This is a genomic window from Streptomyces sp. NBC_01283, assembly GCF_041435335.1.
Taxonomy (GTDB): domain Bacteria; phylum Actinomycetota; class Actinomycetes; order Streptomycetales; family Streptomycetaceae; genus Streptomyces.
Genome location: NZ_CP108430.1, coordinates 4,559,362 through 4,578,956 on the forward strand (window position 1 = coordinate 4,559,362; position 19,595 = coordinate 4,578,956).

The 19,595-nt window shown below is 70.4% G+C and carries 17 protein-coding genes; 10 read left to right on the top strand and 7 right to left on the bottom strand.

What is annotated here, in order from left to right; genetic code table 11:
* Nucleotides 1–117 precede the first annotated feature (117 nt).
* From OG302_RS20730 to OG302_RS20750, 5 genes are all read left to right on the top strand, one after another.
* On the top strand, nt 118–1,473 hold the full coding sequence (locus OG302_RS20730; protein WP_371528143.1) for a M18 family aminopeptidase: 1,356 nt from the start codon (nt 118–120) through the stop codon (nt 1,471–1,473).
* A 119-nt stretch (nt 1,474–1,592) separates the two neighbouring features.
* Nucleotides 1,593–1,814 (top strand): DUF6458 family protein, encoded by a 222-nt coding sequence (locus OG302_RS20735; protein ID WP_361829050.1) that lies wholly within the window; start codon nt 1,593–1,595, stop codon nt 1,812–1,814.
* Nucleotides 1,815–1,981: 167 nt separating this feature from the next.
* The gene (locus tag OG302_RS20740) at nt 1,982–4,174 is read left to right on the top strand and encodes a BTAD domain-containing putative transcriptional regulator (protein WP_371528144.1); all 2,193 of its coding nucleotides are present in this window, start codon (nt 1,982–1,984) and stop codon (nt 4,172–4,174) included.
* 133 nt (nt 4,175–4,307) lie between these two features.
* Nucleotides 4,308–5,027, top strand: a complete 720-nt coding sequence (locus OG302_RS20745) for a DUF4232 domain-containing protein (RefSeq protein ID WP_371528145.1) — start codon at nt 4,308–4,310, stop codon at nt 5,025–5,027.
* Nucleotides 5,028–5,139: 112 nt separating this feature from the next.
* Nucleotides 5,140–5,637 carry an LURP-one-related family protein gene (locus OG302_RS20750; protein ID WP_361829044.1) on the top strand — a complete coding sequence of 166 codons (498 nt, stop codon included), beginning with the start codon at nt 5,140–5,142 and terminating at the stop codon, nt 5,635–5,637.
* A gap of 55 nt (nt 5,638–5,692) precedes the next feature.
* Here OG302_RS20750 and OG302_RS20755 read toward each other — a convergent pair whose 3' ends face one another.
* Nucleotides 5,693–6,496, bottom strand: coding sequence for a carbon-nitrogen family hydrolase (locus tag OG302_RS20755; protein WP_371528146.1), 804 nt, complete (start codon nt 6,494–6,496; stop codon nt 5,693–5,695).
* 169 nt (nt 6,497–6,665) lie between these two features.
* Between OG302_RS20755 and OG302_RS20760 the strand changes: the two genes are divergently transcribed.
* Nucleotides 6,666–7,490, top strand: coding sequence for a maleylpyruvate isomerase family mycothiol-dependent enzyme (locus OG302_RS20760; RefSeq protein WP_371528147.1), 825 nt, complete (start codon nt 6,666–6,668; stop codon nt 7,488–7,490).
* Nucleotides 7,491–7,504: 14 nt separating this feature from the next.
* On the opposite strand, the gene OG302_RS20765 is transcribed toward OG302_RS20760, so the two are convergent.
* Entirely contained in the window at nt 7,505–8,812 is a 1,308-nt protein-coding gene (locus tag OG302_RS20765) for a nitrate/nitrite transporter (RefSeq protein ID WP_371528148.1), read from the bottom strand.
* Nucleotides 8,809–9,483: a GntR family transcriptional regulator gene (locus OG302_RS20770; RefSeq protein WP_371528149.1), complete on the bottom strand. Its 675-nt coding sequence runs from the start codon at nt 9,481–9,483 to the stop codon at nt 8,809–8,811. The genes OG302_RS20765 and OG302_RS20770 overlap by 4 nt, the downstream gene beginning before the upstream one ends.
* Nucleotides 9,484–9,650: 167 nt before the next feature.
* Between OG302_RS20770 and OG302_RS20775 the strand changes: the two genes are divergently transcribed.
* Complete coding sequence (locus tag OG302_RS20775; protein ID WP_371528150.1) at nt 9,651–10,541, top strand: D-alanyl-D-alanine carboxypeptidase family protein; 891 nt, start codon at nt 9,651–9,653, stop codon at nt 10,539–10,541.
* Between the two features lie 113 nt (nt 10,542–10,654).
* Here the strand turns inward: OG302_RS20775 and OG302_RS20780 are convergent, their stop codons facing one another.
* The 3 genes from OG302_RS20780 to pdhA are packed head-to-tail and all read right to left on the bottom strand — an operon-like array spanning nt 10,655 to nt 14,336.
* The gene (locus OG302_RS20780) at nt 10,655–12,163 is read right to left on the bottom strand and encodes a dihydrolipoamide acetyltransferase family protein (RefSeq protein WP_371528151.1); all 1,509 of its coding nucleotides are present in this window, start codon (nt 12,161–12,163) and stop codon (nt 10,655–10,657) included.
* An 11-nt stretch (nt 12,164–12,174) separates the two neighbouring features.
* Complete coding sequence (locus OG302_RS20785; protein WP_371750180.1) at nt 12,175–13,155, bottom strand: alpha-ketoacid dehydrogenase subunit beta; 981 nt, start codon at nt 13,153–13,155, stop codon at nt 12,175–12,177.
* Between the two features lie 2 nt (nt 13,156–13,157).
* Nucleotides 13,158–14,336 (bottom strand): pyruvate dehydrogenase (acetyl-transferring) E1 component subunit alpha, encoded by a 1,179-nt coding sequence (gene pdhA / locus OG302_RS20790; RefSeq protein WP_371528152.1) that lies wholly within the window; start codon nt 14,334–14,336, stop codon nt 13,158–13,160.
* A gap of 381 nt (nt 14,337–14,717) precedes the next feature.
* Between pdhA and OG302_RS20795 the strand changes: the two genes are divergently transcribed.
* Nucleotides 14,718–15,380, top strand: coding sequence for a response regulator (locus OG302_RS20795; protein ID WP_371528153.1), 663 nt, complete (start codon nt 14,718–14,720; stop codon nt 15,378–15,380).
* Between the two features lie 103 nt (nt 15,381–15,483).
* Nucleotides 15,484–15,921: a pyridoxamine 5'-phosphate oxidase family protein gene (locus tag OG302_RS20800; protein ID WP_371528154.1), complete on the top strand. Its 438-nt coding sequence runs from the start codon at nt 15,484–15,486 to the stop codon at nt 15,919–15,921.
* Between the two features lie 103 nt (nt 15,922–16,024).
* Here OG302_RS20800 and OG302_RS20805 read toward each other — a convergent pair whose 3' ends face one another.
* Nucleotides 16,025–17,602 (bottom strand): protein kinase, encoded by a 1,578-nt coding sequence (locus OG302_RS20805; protein ID WP_371528155.1) that lies wholly within the window; start codon nt 17,600–17,602, stop codon nt 16,025–16,027.
* Nucleotides 17,603–17,897: 295 nt separating this feature from the next.
* Here OG302_RS20805 and OG302_RS20810 point away from each other — a divergent pair, with 295 nt between their 5' ends.
* On the top strand, nt 17,898–19,529 hold the full coding sequence (locus OG302_RS20810; RefSeq protein ID WP_371528156.1) for a protein kinase: 1,632 nt from the start codon (nt 17,898–17,900) through the stop codon (nt 19,527–19,529).
* Nucleotides 19,530–19,595: the final 66 nt, after the last annotated feature.

Here is a 19,595-nt window from a genome sequence, read left to right on the forward strand (position 1 = left end):
GGGGAGATCCTGCACGGAACGGCGCTACAACTGTCCCGGTTACGGGCACATCCGGTACAGAACCTCCCGGAAAAGGCCCCCCGCACCAGGGGGTGACCGCTAGCTAGGCTGGAAGCCATGAGCACACCCGCCCTCCCGTCTCCCGCCGCCACCCCTGCAAAGAGCGCTCCGCGCACCGCTCTTGCTTTCGACCGCGGCCACTCCGACGACCTCATGACCTTCCTGGCGGCAAGCCCCTCGCCGTACCACGCGGTGGCGAGCGCCGCGGAGCGGCTAGAGAAGGCCGGTTTCCGGCAGGTCGAGGAGACCGACGCCTGGGACGGTTCGACCGGCGGGAAGTACGTGCTGCGCGGCGGCGCGATCATCGCCTGGTTCGTCCCCGAGGGGGCGTCCGCGCACACCCCGTACCGCATCGTCGGCGCCCACACCGACTCCCCGAACCTCCGCGTCAAGCCGAAGCCGGACAGCGGCGCGCACGGCTGGCGGCAGGTCGCGGTCGAGATCTACGGCGGGCCGCTGCTCAACTCCTGGCTGGACCGCGACCTCGGCCTGGCGGGCCGGCTCTCGCTGCGGGACGGCTCGACGCGCCTCGTGAACATCGACCGGGCGCTGCTGCGGGTCCCCCAGCTGGCGATCCACATGGACCGCGGGGTGATCGCCGACGGCCTCAAGCTCGACAAGCAGAAGCACATGCAGCCCATCTGGGGGCTCGGTGACGACGTGCACGAGGGCGACCTCATCGCCTTCCTGGAGGAGGAGTCGGGGCTCGCCCCCGGCGACGTCACCGGCTGGGACCTGATGACGCACCCCGTCGAGGCGCCCGCCTACCTCGGCCGCGACCGCGACCTCATCGCGGGCCCGCGGATGGACAACCTCCTCTCCGTGCACGCCTGTACGGCGGCGCTGGCCGCCGTCGCCACGGCGGACGGCGCCGACTCCCTGCCGTACATCCCCGTGCTCGCCGCCTTCGACCACGAGGAGAACGGCTCGCAGTCCGACACGGGCGCGGACGGCCCGCTCCTCGGCTCGGTGCTCGAACGCTCCGTCTTCGCGCGCGGCGGCACGTACGAGGACAGGGCGCGCGCCTTCGCCGGCACCGTCTGCCTCTCCTCCGACACGGGCCACGCCGTGCACCCCAACTACGCGGAGCGGCACGACCCGACGCACCACCCGCGTGCCAACGGCGGCCCGATCCTCAAGGTCAACGTCAACAACCGGTACGCCACGGACGGCGCCGGACGCGCCGTCTTCGCCGCCGCGTGCGAGAAGGCCGGGGTGCCTTTCCAGACGTTCGTCTCGAACAACGCCATGCCCTGCGGCACGACGATCGGGCCGATCACCGCGGCCCGGCACGGCATCAAGACCGTCGACATCGGCGTCGCGATCCTCTCCATGCACAGCGTGCGCGAGCTGTGCGGGGCGGACGACCCGCATCTGCTGGCCAACGCCCTTGTGGCGTTCCTCGAAGGCTGAAGTCCGATCTGAAGGCTGAAGGCCGGTTCGAAGGCTGAAGGCCTATTTCCGCTTCTCCGTGTGACCGTGCCGGGCCCGGGTACCCGGGAGCCCTGCCACGACTTAGGGAGGCGGTCCACATGGGCCTGGGCGGATGCATCATCCTGATCGCCGCGGGCGCCATCCTCGCGTTCGCCACCGACTGGGAGATGGAGGGCATCAACCTCACCATCACCGGTCTGATCATGATGGCGGTGGGTGTGATCGGCGTCGCCGCGTTCACCAACGCGCGCCGCAAGACCGTCGTGCCCCCGGGCGCGACCGTGGTCGAGACGGAAGACGACCACCACCACCGCTACTGACGGCCCGCCCCGCTCGCGGGCGGGCGTTTCAGCCGCTCCTTTTCGCCGGGCCCGGCAGCCATCTCCATGGCTGCCGGGCCCGGCGATAGTCTTGGGCCTTGTTCGAAGTGTTATTCGAGGCGTTGTCCAGGCGTGCGGCACGGGCACGGCAAAGGAGTTGAGGCCAGGTGGAGTTCCAGCTGCTCGGGCCGGTGACCGTCGCCGGAGGCAGCGGATCCGTCCCCCTCGGCCCCGCCAAGCGCAGCAGCCTGCTCGCGGCGCTGCTGCTGCGGGCGGGTACGCCGGTATCGGTGGACGCCCTGACCGAGACCCTGTGGGACGGCGAACCGCCGATGCACGCGCGCACCGTCATCCAGGGGCACATCTCCCGGCTGCGCGCCCTGCTCGTCGAGGCGGGCCTCGACGCGTACGGCGTCGAACTCGCCACGCAGGGCGGTGCGTACTCCCTCCAGCTCCCGGAGACCCTGCTCGACGTCAACCGCTTCGAGGACCTCGTCACGCTGGCCGGGCGGCAGCGGGAGGCCTCGGACGCGGCCCTGATGCTGCGGGAGGCGCTCGCGCTGTGGAACGGGCCCGCGCTGACCGGCACCGTCGCCACGGAGCCGATGCTGGCCGCCGCGCGGAGCCTGGAGGAGAGCCGCCTCGTCACCGTCGAGCAGCTCGCCGATGCCTACGGACGCCTCGGCTCGCACGGACAGGCCGTGGGCCTGCTGACCGCGGAATCGGTCCAGCACCCGCTGCGGGAGAGCCTGGTGGCCGCCCTGATGCGGGCGCTGCAGCGGTGCGGCCGGCAGTCCGAGGCGCTGGAGTACTTCAACCGGACGCGGGAGCTCCTTGCCGAGGAGCTGGGCGTGGACCCCGGCAAGAAGCTGCGCCGTGCCTACGAGGAGATCCTCGCCGGTGAGCCCGACACCGGGGCCCACCCGATGCTGGGCAATCCGCCGCCGCGCCGCCGGGGGCGGTACGACCTGGGGCTCGGGGGCGCGAAGGCTGCCCCTGCCGCGCCCGGCGCTCCCGCCTCGCCCGGCGCTCCCGCATTCCCCGCGGCGCCCGCAGGCCCTGGCGGGCCCGGCACTCCCGGCGCACCTGTGGCTCCCGCGCAGGCCGCCGAGGGAAGCCGTACCGTTCAGCGCGTGGGGCCGCCCACGGCCGAGCGGGGCCGTGAGTCCGGCGACGGGCGGGCACGGCTCACGATCCCGGGCGCCGACAGCCGTGGCGCCGGGCCTGCGGCCACCGGGCCTGCGGCCACCGGCCCCGCAGCTCCCGCGGCCCCGGCGGAAGGCCCTCCGCCGGGGCCCGTGATCCCCCGCCTCCTGCCCAGGGCGCCCCGCGCCTTCGCGGGCCGTGAAGAGCAGCTCGCCGCCCTGAAGGCCGTACTCGTCGAGGAGACGGAGGCGCCGATCGTTCTCCTCACCGGCGCCGCGGGCGTGGGAAAGACCGCCCTCGCCCTGCAGTGGGCGCACCACCACGCGGCCCCCCACCCGGACGGCCAGCTCTTCGCGGACCTGCGCGGCTTCAGCGGCGGCGCCCCCGCCCACCCCGAACGCATCCTGCGGGAGCTCCTCCTCGCCCTGGGCGTGCGGCAGCAGGAGGTGCCCGCCGGCATCGAACCGGCGGCTGCCCTCTACCGCTCGCTCCTCGCCGAACGGCGCGTCCTCGTCGTGCTCGACAACGCCCACGACTCCGCCCAGGTCCGCCCGCTGCTGCCCGGCGCGCCCCACTGCACCACCCTCATCACCAGCCGCAACCGCCTCGACGGCCTCGTCGCGTCGGACTGCGCGCGGCCCGTGCCGGTCGGCATGCTCGGCGAGCGCGACGGCGCCGAGCTGTTCCTCCGCGCCCTGGGGCAACGGGCCGGCCTGGACGCCGACTCCGCGGACGTACGCGAGATCGCCCGCCTCTGCGACGGCCTCCCGCTGGCCCTGCGCATCGCCGCCGCCCGGCTCATCGGGCGCCCCCAGCGGACCGTGGCCGGACTCGCCGCCGAACTCGCCGACGGAGAGCAGCGGCTGGCCCTGCTCTCCGCCGAGGACACCGGCGTCGCGGCTGCCCTGCGCACCTCGGTGGCCCAACTCCCGGGAAGTGACACCCGGTTGCTCGCCTGGCTGGCCCACGCCTCCACTCCTGACGTGGACGCGCACGCGGCGTCCGCCCTCGCGGGCATGGACGTGGCCGCCGCGCACCAGGGACTCGACCGCCTCGCCGCGGCCCACCTGATCCGGGAGGAGGGGTCGGGGCGCTACGTCCTGCACGACCTGGTGCGGCTCTTCGCCCGCGGCCTGGAAGCACCCGGGCCCGCTGCGGCCCCCCGGCCCCGTGCCGAGGAGCCGCTCCGGTCCGTGCCGGACTCCTCTCTGTGAGCTCTGTGAGCTCTGTGAGTTACGTGAGTTGCGTGAACGATTCATTAGTCAGGTGTTAGCGGAACGCCAGTGCGGGGCGGCAGGCTCAGTGCAGCAAGCACGACCGGCCACCGCTCACGGGGGAGTCACCGCAATGCGCACCACCGCTCGCGCCACACGCTCCACCCGTATCGCCGATACTGCCCGTTCCTCCCGCTCCACCCGTAAGAACACGGCGGTCGCCGTCGCGGTCCTCGCCGCGCTGTCCCTCTCGCTCACCGCGTGCAGCGGCGACGGCGGGAGCGACGACGGCAAGGCAGCCGGTGCGGGCCAGGGGGCGGCGGGCACGGACGCGTCGGGCGGCGAGGGCAGTGCGGGCGGCTCGTCGAGCGGGGAGGAGACGGCCAGCACGCCGGGTGATGCGGCCCCCGCGCCACGAGCCGCCGGTGACGGCTGCACCCTGGCCACCACGAAGATCACGCTTGAGGACACCGGCGGCTCCGCGCCCTTCGTCCTGCTCAAGATCACCAACAACGGCGGCAAGGCCTGCTCGGTCCTCGGTGCCCCCGTCGTCAGCGACCCGACGACGGGCGAGGACTTCCCGACGGCCGAGAACACCCGTCCCCAGTCGGTCGTCCGCGTCGGACCGGCCCGGTCCGCCTACGCCGCGATCAACCTCGCGGGCATGGACGCCGTCAAGACCCACCGCGCCAAGACCCTCGGCATCACGCTCGCGGCAAAGAACGCCAAGGACGCCAAGGACGGCCAGAACGGCCAGGTCACGGTGAAGTCCCCCGGCGCCGCGGGCCTGCTGCTCAACGCGGACTCGCACGTCACCTACTGGCAGAACACCCTTGAGGACGCCATGTCGTAAGACCGCGCGGCCTCCCCTGATCCGCAGCCGGTCCGTGTCCCACTTTCCCCCGAGTGGCGCGGACCGGCTGTGTCGTGCGCTGTCATGGGCGCGGCGGGGTAGTCATGGACCCATGAAACTTCTCGTACGCGACCGGCTGCTCGGCATCGGTGACGACTACTGGATCGAGGACGACCAGGGGCAGAAGGTCTTCCTCGTCGACGGCAAGGCGATGCGCCTGCGCGAGACCTTCGAGCTCAAGGACATGCAGGGCCGCGTCCTCATCGACATCCGGGCCAAGATGCTGGCCCTGCGCGACACGATGGTGATCGAGCGGGACGGCGAGGAGCTGGCCACGATCAAGCGCAAACGCCTCTCGCTCCTGCGCAACCACTACCGCGTGGCCCTGGTGGACGGCACCGAGCTCGACGTGAGCGGCAAGATCCTGGACCGCGAGTTCGCCATCGAGTACGACGGCGAACTGCTCGCCGACATCTCCCGCCGCTGGTTCACGGTCCGCGACGCGTACGGCCTCCAGATCGTCCGGGAGGACGCCGACGCGTCCCTCCTGCTGGCCGTCGCGGTCTGCGTGATCCGTCTTGCGGAGAAGGAACGGGGCGACGACGACTGAGGCGGCCGACCGGGCCGGAGGTCTCAGTGGCCCGAGGCCTCAGCGACCCGAGGCCTCAGCGCCGGGGCGTGTCCATCCCGAGCAGCCGGTCCTTCAGCGCGGGGAACTGCTCCCGCGTGGCCGCGACCTTCGCCGGGTCGAGCTCGACGGTGAGGACCTCCTCGCCGTCCCCCGCCTCGGCGAGCACCTCGCCCCACGGGTCGACGACGATGCTGTGCCCGGCCTGGGGAACCCCGGCGTGCGTACCGCCCGTACCGCACGCGAGGACGAACACCTGGTCCTCGACGGCGCGCGCCCGCGCGAACAGCGTCCAGTGCTCGCGCCGCCGCGCGGGCCACCCCGCGGGGACGACGAACATCTCGGCGCCCGCGTCGACGAGCCCCCGGAAGAGCTCGGGGAAGCGGAGGTCGTAACAGGTGGCGAGGCCCAGTGTCGTGGACGGCAGCCGCACCGTGGTCAGTTCGGTCCCCGCGCCCATCAGCACGGCCTCGCCCTTGTCGAAGCCGAACCGGTGGATCTTCCGGTACGAGGCGGCGAGTTCGCCCTCGGGCGAGAAGACGAGCGAGGTGTTGTAGAGGTCCCCCGCAGCGTCCTGCTCCGGGATGGACCCCGCGTGCAGCCAGGCGCCCGCGTCGCTCGCGGCCTTGGCCATGACTTCGTACGTGGGACCTTCGAGCGGCTCCGCCTCGCTCGCGAACGACTCGTACGCGAAAGCGCCCGTGGTCCACAGTTCGGGAAGAACGACGAGATCCGGCCGCTCGCTCGCCGCGACCTCGCGGACCAGCGAAGAGACCCGCGAGCGACGGGAATTGACCGATTCGCCCTCGTCTACGGCGATCTGGATGAGGGAGGCGCGCACACTACCACCGTCCTGGCATTCGAGCCGTCAACACGGGCCTACGATCGTCACACGAAAGCACTGCCGGGGTGCCTGCGGGCAGCGTACTGTGATTTTCCGGGGGACTCCCCCGGGCCCCCACAACGCGTCTCAGTCACCCACCGCCCGCGTACGACCGTCGAGGGGTCCCGTGAGTCTCCATCCCAGCCTGCAAACCTACGCCGACGCCTGGACCCAATCCGTATCAGCCATATCCGAGCTGGTGTCACCGCTCGCCGAGGCAGAGTGGAACTGGGCCACGCCCTGCCCCGGCTGGTCGGTGCGGGATGTCGTCTCCCACGTCATAGGCCTGGACTGCGAGATGCTGGGCGACCCGCGTCCGATCCACACCCTGCCCCGCGACCTGTACCACGTACAGACCGAGGGCCAGCGCTACATGGAGGTCCAGGTCGACGTCCGGCGCCACCACACCGCGCCCGAGATGACCTCCGAGCTGGAGTACACGATCATCCGCCGCTCGCGGCAGCTGCGGAACGAGTCGCGTGACCCCTCCCACAAGATCCGCGGCCCGCTCGGCACCGAGCAGACCCTCGAACTGGCCACGCGGATGCGGGCGTTCGACGTCTGGGTGCATGAGCAGGATCTGCGCACCACGCTGAAGAAGCCCGGCAACCTCGACTCCCAGGGGGCGTACGTGGCGCGCGACCTCCTCCTGCACGGACTGCCCAAGGTGGTCGCCAAGAAGGCCGCGGCACCGGCGAACTCGGCGGTCGTCCTCGACGTCAGCGGCCCCGTCGAGTTCCTGCGCACGGTCCGCGTCGACGCCGACGGCCACGCGACGGTCGACAGTACCCCCTCCCTCGGCCCGCTCGCCACGCTGAGCCTGGACTGGGAGACGTACTTCCGCCTCGCGTGCGGTCGCGTCACGTACGCCTCGGTGGCCGACCGGATCAAGATCGAGGGCGATCACGGTCTGGGCGAGGCGATCCTGCGGGAGTTCGCGGTCACGCCGTAGCCCCCGACGCGGCCTCAGACGGGCACGTGGACGGCCTCGACGCGGCTGGCGACCAGCCGTTCCTTCTCCCTGCGCACCGCGCGCGTCCGCAGCCGCAGGATCTGGCTGAGGCCGACCGCCTCCAGGACGAAGACGGCGGAGAAGGCGATCCGGTAGTTGTCGCCGGTCGCGTCCAGGAGCACGCCGATGGCGAGCAGCGTCGTCATGGAGGCGACGAAGCCACCCATGTTCACGATGCCGGAGGCGGTGCCCTGGCGCTCCGGCGGATTCGCGGGCCGCGCGAAGTCGAAGCCGATCATGGACGCGGGTCCGCAGGCGCCGAGCACGGTGCACAGCGCGATGAGCAGGCCCATCGGGGCGTGGTCGCCGGGGTAGTGGATCGTGACCGCCCACATCGTGGCCGTCGCGGCGACGGTGCCGATCGCCAGGGGCGTGCGGGCCGCGTGGTGCCGGGCGACGATCTGGCCGTAGACCAGGCCCACCACCATGTTGGACAGCACGACGAGCGTGAGCAGCGTCCCCGCCGTCGCCCGTGAGAGCCCCTGCGCCTCGACGAGGAACGGCAGCCCCCAGAGCAGCAGGAAGACCATCGCGGGGAACTGCGTGGTGAAGTGCACCCACAGCCCGAGCCGGGTGCCGGGCTCGCGCCAGCTCAGGGCGATCTGCTTGCGCACGAAGGCCCCGCCGGTGTGCCGGGCCGGCTCCGGCTCGTGCCCCTCGGGGTGGTCCTTGAGGAACAGGGTCATCAGGACGAGGACGACGACACCGCAGAGCGCGCTGCCCGCGAAGGCCGCGGTCCAGCCGACGGAGTGCAGGAGCCGGGCGAGGACGAGGGTGGAGACGAGGTTGCCCGCCATGCCGACCAGGCCCGCGAGCTGGGCGACCAGGGGGCCGCGCCGGGCCGGGAACCAGCGGGTGCCGAGGCGCAGCACGCTGATGAAGGTCAGCGCGTCACCGCAGCCGAGCAGCGCGCGGGACGCGAGCGCCATTCCGTACGAGGGGGAGAACGCGAAGCCGAGCTGCCCGAGCGTGAAGAGTACGACTCCGATCGTCAGCACACGCTTGGTGCCGAGCCGGTCGACCATCAGGCCGACGGGTATCTGCATGCCCGCGTAGACGAGGAGCTGGAGGATCGAGAAGGTCGAGAGCGCGGACGCGTTGACGTGGAACCGGTCGGCGGCGTCGAGCCCGGCGACGCCGAGGGAGGTCCGGAAGATGACGGCGACGAAGTAGACGGCGACACCGATCCCCCAGACGAGCACGGCCTTCCTGCCACCGGGAGGGTCACCGGGGAGGGAAACGGGAGCGGAGGCCGAGCTCATCGCACGTCCCCTCGCGCGAGATTCTGGAACCACCCGACGTGCCGGGTGACCACCGCCTCCGCGGCATCCGCGTCCCCGCCGCGCAGGGCGTTCAGGATCTCCTCGTGCTCGGCGAGCGTCTTGGCGATCCGGTCGGGGTGGGAGTGCATCACGGCGACGCCCATCCGCAGCTGCCGGTCACGGAGCTGGTCGTACAGACGGGCAAGGATTTCGTTCCCCCCGCTCCGCACGATCTCGGCATGGAAGCACCGGTCGGTCACGGCGGCGGCGGAGAGGTCCCCGGCAGCGGCCTGCTCGCGCTGCTGCCGCAGCAGCTCCTCAAGGCGGGCGATCAGCGCCCCGGGCGCGGGCACCGCCTTGCGCACCGAGTGCGTCTCCACCAGGAGCCGCGTCTCGACGACGTCGGCGATCTCCTGCACGGACACCGGCAGGACCAGCGCGCCCTTCTTCGGGTAGAGCCGGAGAAGCCCCTCCACCTCCAGCTTCAGGAGTGCCTCGCGCACCGGGGTGCGGGACACCCCGACGGCCTCGGCGAGCTCACCTTCGGTGAGCAGCGTGCCGCCCTCGTACCGGCGGTCGAGAACCCCCTGCTTCACGTGCGCGTACACACGCTCGGCGGCGGGTGGTTGCTTCAGGGCGCGAGTGGGGGACGAGGCGGGTGCGACAGGCATGCGCACAGCATAGATACAACACGTACCCATGGGGTCGTCCATTCCACGATCCGGACATCACCCTTATAGGACCGCACTCAGGCGCATCCATTTGCCTCCCTCGTGTGTCTCACTATCAAGCGGCACCCTCATGTGGCCGCATTCCAGGGGCATTTGGAGCATTGAACTTGAAAACCCCCATTAAGGGCATTCGCCGCACATCGGCCGTTATCGTCACCGCGAGTGCGGTTCTCGCGGGCGGAGCCCTCACGACCCCGGCCCATGCGGCCTCGCTGCCCAAGCCGTCGATCGTCGCCAAGGGCGGCTTCGTCATGAACAACGGCACGGGCAAGACGCTCTTCACCAAGTCGGCGGACACACGCCGGTCCACCGGCTCCACCACCAAGATCATGACTGCGAAGGTGGTGCTCTCGCAGCCGAACCTCAACCTCAACTCCAAGGTCAAGATCGAAAAGGCCTACAGCGACTACATCGTCAGGAACACCGCCTCGTCGGCCCGGCTGATCGTCGGCGACAAGGTCACCGTCCGCCAGCTCCTGTACGGCCTGATGCTGCCGTCCGGCTGCGACGCGGCGTACGCCCTCGCGGACAAGTTCGGCAAGGGCTCAACCCGCTCGGCCCGCGTGAAGTCGTTCATCGGCAAGATGAACACCCAGGCCAGGAGCCTCGGGCTGCGGAACACGCACTTCGACTCGTTCGACGGCATCGGCGGCGCGGGCAACTACTCGACGCCCCGCGACCTGACGAAGCTCGCGAGCAGCGCGATGAAGAGCTCCACGTTCCGTACGGTCGTGAAGACGAAGTCGACGAAGCAGAAGGTCACCACGAAGAGCGGCGGCTACCGCTACATGTCGTGGTCGAACACGAACAACCTGCTCAGCAGCTACAGCGGCGCCATCGGCGTGAAGACCGGCTCCGGCCCGCAGGCCAAGTACTGCCTGGTCTTCGCCGCGTCCCGCAACGGCAAGACGGTCATCGGCACGGTCCTGACCTCGTCCTCCGTGAACAACCGCACGAAGGACGCGAAGAAGCTGATGGACTACGGCTTCAAGGTGTAGCCCGGAAGCGGCACTTCAGCAGTTCTCGCATACGCCGACGGGGCCCCGCCACGATGTGTGGCGGGGCCCCGTCGGCGTATGCGTCCAGCTCTACCGGACGCTGTACCCAGGCACTATGCCCAGCTGATGAGCCGCTTGGGCTGCTCCAGGATGGCCGCCACATCGGCGAGCACCTTGGAGCCGAGCTCGCCGTCGACCAGACGGTGGTCGAAGGAGAGCGCGAGCGTCGTCACCTGGCGCGGCTTGACCTTGCCCTTGTGGACCCAGGGCTGGAGCTTGATCGTGCCGACCGCGAGGATCGCGGACTCACCGGGGTTCAGGATCGGCGTGCCGGTGTCGACGCCGAAGACGCCGACGTTCGTGATGGTGACCGTGCCGCCCTGCATCGCGCCCGGCGACGTCTTGCCCTCGCGGGCCGTGGACACCAACTCGCCGAGCGCCTCGGCCAGTTCGGGCAGTGTCTTGGCGTGCGCGTCCTTGATGTTCGGGACGACCAGACCGCGCGGCGTGGCGGCGGCGATGCCCAGGTTCACGTAGTGCTTCTGGACGATCTCCTGATTCGCCTCGTCCCAGGACGCGTTGACGTCCGGGTTCCGCCGGATCGCCACGAGCAGCGCCTTGGAGATGAGCAGCAGCGGATTGACCCGCAGGCCCGTGAAGCCGTACTTGTCTGCGTCTCGCTTCAGCTCATCGACCAGCTTCATCGTCCGCGTCACGTCCACCGTCACGAACTCCGTGACGTGCGGCGCCGTGAAGGCCGAGCCGACCATCGCCTGGGCGATCGCCTTGCGGACGCCCTTGACGGGGATGCGGGTCTCGCGCGCGTCGCCGCTCGCCACGGGGGCGGCGACGGGTGCTTCGTTCTGCGTCCGCTGCGGGGCGGCCACGGGGGCGGGGGCTTCCACGGGGGCAGCCGGTGCGGAGGCTGCCGGTGCGGCGGAGACCGGGGCCACCGCCGCGTGCACGTCCTCGCGCGTGATGATCCCGTCGGCCCCGGACGGCACGATGGCCGCGAGGTCGACTCCCAGGTCCTTGGCGAGCTTGCGCACCGGCGGCTTGGCCAGCGGCCTGCTGCCCACCGGGGCGGCGGGCGCGGGGGCCGGGGGCGCGGCGGAGGCGGCAGCCGCCCCTGAGCCGTTCAGCTCGGCCTGGACCGCGGCCGCGTAGTACGTACCGGCGGCATCGGCCTGGTCCTGCGCCGACTTGCGCGCGCGGCGCTTCGTCGAGGACTCGGCGACCCCATAGCCGACCAGCACCGGCTGGCGGCCCTGAGGAGCCTCCTCCTCGGCATCGGGCTCCTGGGGAGCGGCTTCCTGCGCCGGGGCGGCGGCTGCCTCCGCGGGCGCGGCGGGCGCGCTTCCACCGGAGACGTCCACCGCGATGATCACCTGGCCGACATCGACCGTGGTGCCCTCGGGGAAGCGCAGTTCATGTACGACACCGTTGAACGGAATGGGCAGCTCGACGGCGGCCTTGGCCGTCTCGACCTCGCACACCACCTGCCCGTCGGTGACCGTGTCGCCGGGCGCCACGAACCACTTGAGGATCTCTGCCTCGGTGAGCCCCTCGCCCACGTCGGGCATCTTGAACTCGGCCAGCGCAGCGTCTGTCATCGTCGTCACGACCCTCTCCCTCAGAACGCCAGCGAGCGGTCGACAGTGTCGAGCACCCGGTCGAGACCCGGCAGGTACTCCTCTTCCAACCGCGCCGGCGGATACGGCGCGTGGAAGCCGCCGACCCGCAGCACGGGAGCTTCGAGGTGGTAGAAGCAGCGCTCGGTGATACGGGCCGCGATCTCCGCGCCCGTGCCCAGGAAGACCGGGGCCTCGTGGACCACGACGAGCCGCCGCGTCTTCTCGACCGACGTCTGCACGGCGTCGAAGTCCATCGGCGACATGGAGCGCAGGTCCACGACCTCAAGGGACTTGCCCTCTTCGGCGGCGGCCGCCGCGGCCTCCAGACAGACCTTCACCATCGGGCCGTACGCGACGAGCGTCAGGTCCGTGCCCTCGCGGGCGACGCGGGCCTTGTGCAGCGGCGCCGGGATGGCCTCCGTGTCGACCTCGCTCTTGTCCCAGTAGCGACGCTTCGGCTCGAAGAAGATCACCGGGTCGTCGCTCTGGATGGCCTGCTGCATCATCCAGTAGGCATCCGACGAGTTCGACGGCGAGACGACCTTGAGCCCCGCCACGTGCGCGAACAGCGCCTCCGGCGACTCGCTGTGGTGCTCGACGGCGCCGATGCCGCCGCCGTACGGAATGCGGATGACGACCGGCATCTTGATCTTGCCGAGCGCGCGGGCGTGCATCTTCGCGAGCTGCGTGACGATCTGGTCGTACGCCGGGAAGACGAAGCCGTCGAACTGGATCTCCACCACCGGGCGGTAACCCCGCAGGGCCAGGCCGATGGCCGTGCCGACGATGCCGGACTCGGCGAGCGGGGTGTCGATGACACGGTCCTCGCCGAAGTCCTTCTGCAGCCCGTCCGTCACCCGGAAGACGCCGCCGAGCTTGCCGACGTCCTCGCCCATGATGAGGACCTTGGGGTCGGTGTCCAGCGCCGTACGCAGCGATTCGTTGATCGCTTTGGCAAGAGGAAGTTTCTGTACGCCCATGGTCACTTACCGCCTTCTTCAGCGAAAGACGCCTGATAGGCGGCGAACTGCGCGCGCTCCTCGTCGACCAGCGCATGCCCGTCCGCATACGCGTTCTCGAAGATCGCCATCAGATCCGGATCCGGCATCGCCCGCACCACCTCTCGCACTCGCTTGCCCAACGCTTCGCTCTCCGCCTCGAGTTCCGCGAAAAATCCCTCATCCGCGTGACCTTCGGCCTCGAGGTAGGTCCGCAGGCGCAGGATCGGGTCCTTCGCCTCCCAGGCCTCGCGCTCCTCGTCCCTGCGGTACTTGGTCGGGTCGTCGGACGTGGTGTGCGCGCCCATGCGGTAGGTGAACGCCTCGATGAGCGCCGGGCCCTCGCCCGTACGCGCCCTCTCCAGGGCCCACTTGGTGACGGCGAGCACGGCGAGGACGTCGTTGCCGTCGACCCGCACGCCCGGGAAGCCGAAGCCCTGTGCGCGCTGGTAGAGCGGCACCCGGGTCTGCTTCTCGGTGGGCTCGGAGATGGCCCACTGGTTGTTCTGGCAGAAGAACACGACGGGAGCGTTGTAGACCGCCGAGAAGGTGAAGGCCTCCGCGACGTCGCCCTGGCTGGAGGCGCCGTCCCCGAAGTACGCGATCACGGCCGAGTCCGCGCCGTCCTTGGCCACGCCCATCGCGTAACCGGTGGCGTGCAGGGTCTGCGAGCCGATGACGATCGTGTACAGGTGGAAGTTGTTGGTGTTCGGGTCCCAGCCACCGTGGTTCACGCCGCGGAACATCCCGAGCAGATTGGTCGGGTCGACCCCGCGGCACCAGGCGACGCCGTGCTCGCGGTAGGTCGGGAAGACGTAGTCGTCCTGGCGCGTGGCACGGCCGGAACCGATCTGGGCGGCCTCCTGGCCGAGCAGCGACGCCCACAGGCCCAGCTCGCCCTGGCGCTGCAAGGAGGTGGCCTCGGCGTCGAAGCGGCGGGTGAGGACCATGTCGCGGTACAGGGCGCGCAGGTCATCGGCGGTGATCCCGGCGACGTACTGGTCGTACTCGGCGTTCTTGACCCTCTTGCCCTCGGGGGTCAGCAGCTGTACGAGCTGGGGCTCCGTGCTCTTCTTCGGCGCGGCCTTCTTGGCGCTGGCGCGCTTCCCGCCGCTCGTACTGCTGCGGCGCGGTGTGCGCGCGGCGGTGCTCTCCACGGTCACGTGTGCTCCTCCGTCGGTCCGGCCCCCGGGATTACCGGGTAAGCCAGTGCGGCTCGCCTGATCCGTGCCCGCGCACGGGGTGGGTGCGACTCGGCCGGGAACAGGCGTGACAGGTGCCCCGGCGAGCGCCCTGCACAATGCACGTTACCCAGTGCTTACCAATTCTGTGAAACCCCATCTGACCTGCGAATTTGCTTGGATTTCCAAGTACCTGACTGCTTGGATTTCCGAGTAAATGCAGAAAGTCGGGAACAGTTCCTGGTCACAGCACTGATCACAGCCTGGCAGGGGGCCGGAACACCGGCACGTTATCCCGGCCACCCCGTGCACGGGAAGAGTTCAGCTCGGGCACTGGGAGAGATCATGTGTGAGACTGGCTCCGTGCGCGAAGACGGAAAAATTACGGTATTTCTCCTCGACGACCATGAAGTGGTCCGCCGTGGAGTCCATGAGCTGCTCTCCGTGGAGTCCGACATCGAGGTGGTCGGAGAAGCAGGAACGGCGGCGGACGCCCTGGTCAGGATCCCGGCGACACGGCCGGACGTGGCCGTTCTCGACGTGCGCCTGCCGGACGGCAGCGGGGTGGAGGTCTGCCGCGAGATCCGTTCGCGGAACGAGGACATCAAATGCCTGATGCTCACCTCGTTCGCGGACGACGAGGCTCTCTTCGACGCGATCATGGCCGGCGCTTCGGGCTATGTCCTGAAGGCCATTCGCGGCAATGAACTCCTCTCCGCCGTTCGCGACGTGGCAGCCGGAAAGTCCCTGCTCGACCCCGTCGCCACGGCCCGCGTCCTGGAGCGGCTGCGCGACGGGAACACCCCCAAGGGCGACGACCGTCTGGCGAACCTCACGGACCAGGAGCGGAAGATCCTCGACCTGATCGGCGAGGGCCTGACCAACCGGGTGATCGGTGAAAGGCTGCACCTCGCCGAGAAGACGATCAAGAACTACGTGTCCAGCCTGCTCTCCAAGCTCGGCATGGAACGCCGCTCCCAGGCCGCCGCGTACGTGGCACGCATGCAGGCGGAACAACAGCACTGACACGCTCGGTCACGTTTTGTGACCGAAAAGGGGACTTACGTCCCCGTCCCCTAGGGGCGGGATCCCCTTCCCCGGCCCCCCGCCGGTACCCGAGGGTGGACGCATGCCCTCCGAAGATCAGGAACAGGACGAACGGCTCGCCTTCGAACTGCTCGGCCGCACCGACTACGGCCGGGTGGCGACCAGCATGCGCGCGCTGCCCTTCCTCGCCGCTGCCCGCCACGTCGTCGTGGACGGGCGGATCCTCCTGCGGATGCACAAGGGATACGGCTACCACGAGGCCTGCACCGGCAGTGTCGTCGCCTACGGGGCGGACAACCTCAGTGCGGAGACCGCGCGCACGGGCCAGTGGACCGTGCAGTTCGTGGGCCTCTGCGAGGCCGTCGAGCCGACCACCGCCGAGCTCGAACTCTTCGGCCCCGGCCCGCACTACGTGGACGGCGAGCTCTACGACCCGGTCTACATGCGCATCGAGCCGCAGCTGGCCACGGTGCACACCCTCCACGGCGGCCGGCAGCGACAGCTGCAGCGCACCTTCTGAACGGCTGACTCTCTGAAACGACTGAAGACGACGCACGCGCGCGTGGGGCCCATTCGGGGCTCCACGCGCGCGTGCGTCTCGTTTACGGGCTGTGCGCCTGGGCTCAGCCGTCGGCGCCGGAGGAGTCGCCGCCCTCAGGTCCGCCGGTCACCGGCGGGTCCTCGCTCTCCGGGGAGCTGGGGTCGTCCGTCGGCTCGGTGGGCTCGTCCGTCGGCTCGGTGGGCTCACCCGTCGGCTGCGTCGGGTCGTCCGACGGCTCGGTCTCGGTCGGCGTCGTGGGCGCCGTCGGGCCGGTGGTGTTCGGCGCGGACGGGGTCCAGTCGCCCTGACCGCCGGAGCCGTCGCCGGGCGTCGCGGAATCGTCCGAGGTCTCCTCGTCCGCGCTCTTGCTCGGCTTCTTCGTCTCCGACTGCTTCGTCGGCGCCTTGGTCGGGGTGTCCTTGTCCTTCGTCTTGCCGTCGCCGGCCGTCAGCGCATACGCGACACCCACGGCGATCGCGATGACCGCGAGCACGGCGAGGATCCACACCTTGCCCCGGCCGCCGCCGTTCCCGTCGCGGTGACCGCCCTCGAAGCCGCCGTCGTCGCCGCCCGGCGGGCGCAGCATGGCGCCGGGGATCTGCGCGGTGCCGGAGTCGCCCGGGTGCTGCATCGCGGTGGTGCCCGCGACGCCCATCGCCGGGGTGCTGCCGCCCTCGTGCATGCCCGCCACGTCGACGGGGCCGGTGTTCCAGGTCCCGGTGTGGCTGCCCTGCTCGTGCAGCATCTGCAGCCCGTACTGGACCAGGCCGCGCATCTCCTCGGCCGTCTGGAACCGGTCGTCCGGGTCCTTGGCGAGCGAACGCATCACCAGGCCGTCCAGCTCCGGCGGCGACCCGTCCGAGGTCTCCGACGGCGGTACGGGGATGTCCTGGACGTGCTGGTAGACCACGGAGAGCGGCGTCTCACCGGTGAACGGGGGCCGCAGCGCGAGGAGTTCGTAGAGCAGACAGCCGGTCGCGTAAAGGTCGGAGCGGTGGTCGACCGCCTTGCCGAGTGCCTGCTCCGGGGAGAGGTACTGGGGCGTGCCCATGACCATGCCGGTCTGCGTCATCGTCGACTGCGCGCCGTGCAGCGCACGGGCGATGCCGAAGTCCATCACCTTGACCGCGCCGGTGTCGGTGATGATCACGTTCGCGGGCTTGATGTCGCGGTGCACGATGCCGTGCTGGTGCGAGTACGCGAGCGCCTCGAGCACCCCGGAGACGATGATCAGGGCCTGCTCGGGGCCCGGCGCCTCCGCGTTGAGCAGCAGATCGCGGATCGTCCGGCCCTCGACGATCTCCATGACGATGTACGGGACGACGCTCGGCCCGACGACGTCCTCGCCGGAGTCGTAGACCGCCACCACCGCATGGTGGTTGAGCCCCGCCACCGACTGGGCCTCACGCGTGAAGCGGGCCTTGGAGACCGGGTCCTCCGCGAGGTCGGAGCGGAGGAGCTTGACGGCGACCGTACGGCCGAGACGTACGTCCTCGGCCGCGAACACCTCCGCCATGCCGCCCCGGCCGAGTCTGTGGGTCAGCCGGTAACGGCCGTCTCCGACAAGTCCGCCGTTACCCCACAACTCCGGCGCGTCTGACATGCCGCCGCCACTCGCCTCGGGGTCGGACGGGCCCTGAGCGCGCTGCGTCTGTGCCATCAGTCCTCGCCGTCGTTTCTGGTCGTGGTGCTCGGTGGTACCGGGGGAACCCCGCCGGGCCACGCTACAGCCTTCGCGCGGCACGGCGGTTCGAGGTGGACCGGACATCAAACCCGCCGAGTGCCCTCCCGAGCAAACTTGTAACGCTTCCGAGACGCTTCTTGCGCGTACGGTCACGGAACGGGCATCGAGCTTGACGTGTCGGTGCCCTCGGGCAGACTTGGCCAGGAATAGCGGGAATCGATCACAGATCGCGGAGCCGTCCGGCACACCGCGCCGATGGGGGACGCACGACATGAGCAGCCAGGACGGCGCACAGGGACGGTATGCGGGACGCTCGCTGGCCGGTGGCCGGTACCAGCTGCGCGATCTTCTCGGTGAAGGCGGCATGGCCTCCGTTCACCTGGCGTACGACTCGGTGCTCGACCGTCAAGTAGCGATCAAGACGCTTCACACCGAGCTCGGACGCGAACAGTCCTTCCGCGAGCGCTTCCGCCGCGAGGCCCAGTCGGTGGCCAAGCTCACGCACACGAACATCGTGTCGGTCTTCGACACCGGCGAGGACGATCTTGACGGCGCGACCATGCCGTACATCGTCATGGAGTACGTGGAGGGCAAGCCGCTCGGCTCCGTGCTCGACGCGTCCGTCGCCCAGTTCGGCGCGATGCCCACCGACCAGGCGCTGAAGATCACCGCCGATGTGCTGGCCGCTCTTGAGATCAGCCACGAGATGGGCCTGGTCCACCGCGACATCAAGCCCGGCAACGTGATGATGACGAAGCGCAACGTCGTCAAGGTCATGGACTTCGGCATCGCCCGCGCCATGCAGTCCGGCGTCACCTCCATGACGCAGACCGGCATGGTCGTCGGCACCCCCCAGTACCTCTCCCCGGAGCAGGCCCTCGGCCGCGGCGTGGACGCCCGGTCCGACCTCTACTCCGTCGGCATCATGCTCTTCCAGCTGACCACCGGGCGGCTGCCCTTCGAGGCGGACTCACCGCTGGCCATCGCGTACGCGCACGTCCAGGAGGAGCCGGTCGCTCCGTCCTCGATCAACCGCTCGCTGCCGCCGGCGGTCGACGCGATCATCGCCCGCGCGCTGAAGAAGAACCCGAACGAGCGCTTCCCGACCGCCGAGGCCATGCGCGACGAGTGCCTTCGGGTCGCGCAGTCCTTGCAGTCGGCCGCGCCGAGCATCGTGCCGGGCGCCCAGACCGCGAGCGGCGCGGGCGTCGGCGCCGCGGTCTTCCCGCCGGTCGACTCCTCGATGCCGCAGAGCGGCAGCGTCCAGACGCCGTACCAGTCGGGTCCGTACGGCCCGCCCACCCCGGCCCCGGGCCCCGTCACGCCGGGCTACGGCTACCCGCAGCAGGGTGGCTACCAGACCCCGGCGCCCGTGAACGCGTACGCCCCGCAGTCCGCGCAGACCCCGCCGCCGTACACCCTCTCGCCGCAGCAGCCGACGCAGACGTCGGCGCAGGGCGGCGGCTCTGGCGGCGGCAAGCGGAACATGCCGGTGATCGTGGGCTCGATCGTCGTCGCGCTGCTCGCCATCGGCGGCCTGATCACGGCGATGTCCATGGGCGGCGACGACGACAAGGGCGCCAAGGGCAAGGAGTCGAAGGCGCCGGTGGCGGGGCACCGCGGTCCGGACCGGTCGAAGACGATCGAGACCGAAGAGTGCACCGAGCCCGACACGGCGTACAACGACGAGACCAAGATCAAGGTCCCTGACTTCACGTTCCGGGACTGGCGTTCCGTGCAGAAGTGCCTGCAGGCGGCGGGCTGGCAGTTCGACAAGCGCACGGTGGACGAGAACACCTACGGGCAGGACACGGTCATGATGCAGTCCCCGAAGGAGGGCTCGGACATCGACCCGAAGGACGTGAACATCGAGTTCACCATCTCCACGGGCAACCCGGCCTGATCTGCCTCAGTCTCAGCCGCAGTAATCGACGCGAAGGGCCCGGTCACAAGGCGACCGGGCCCTTCG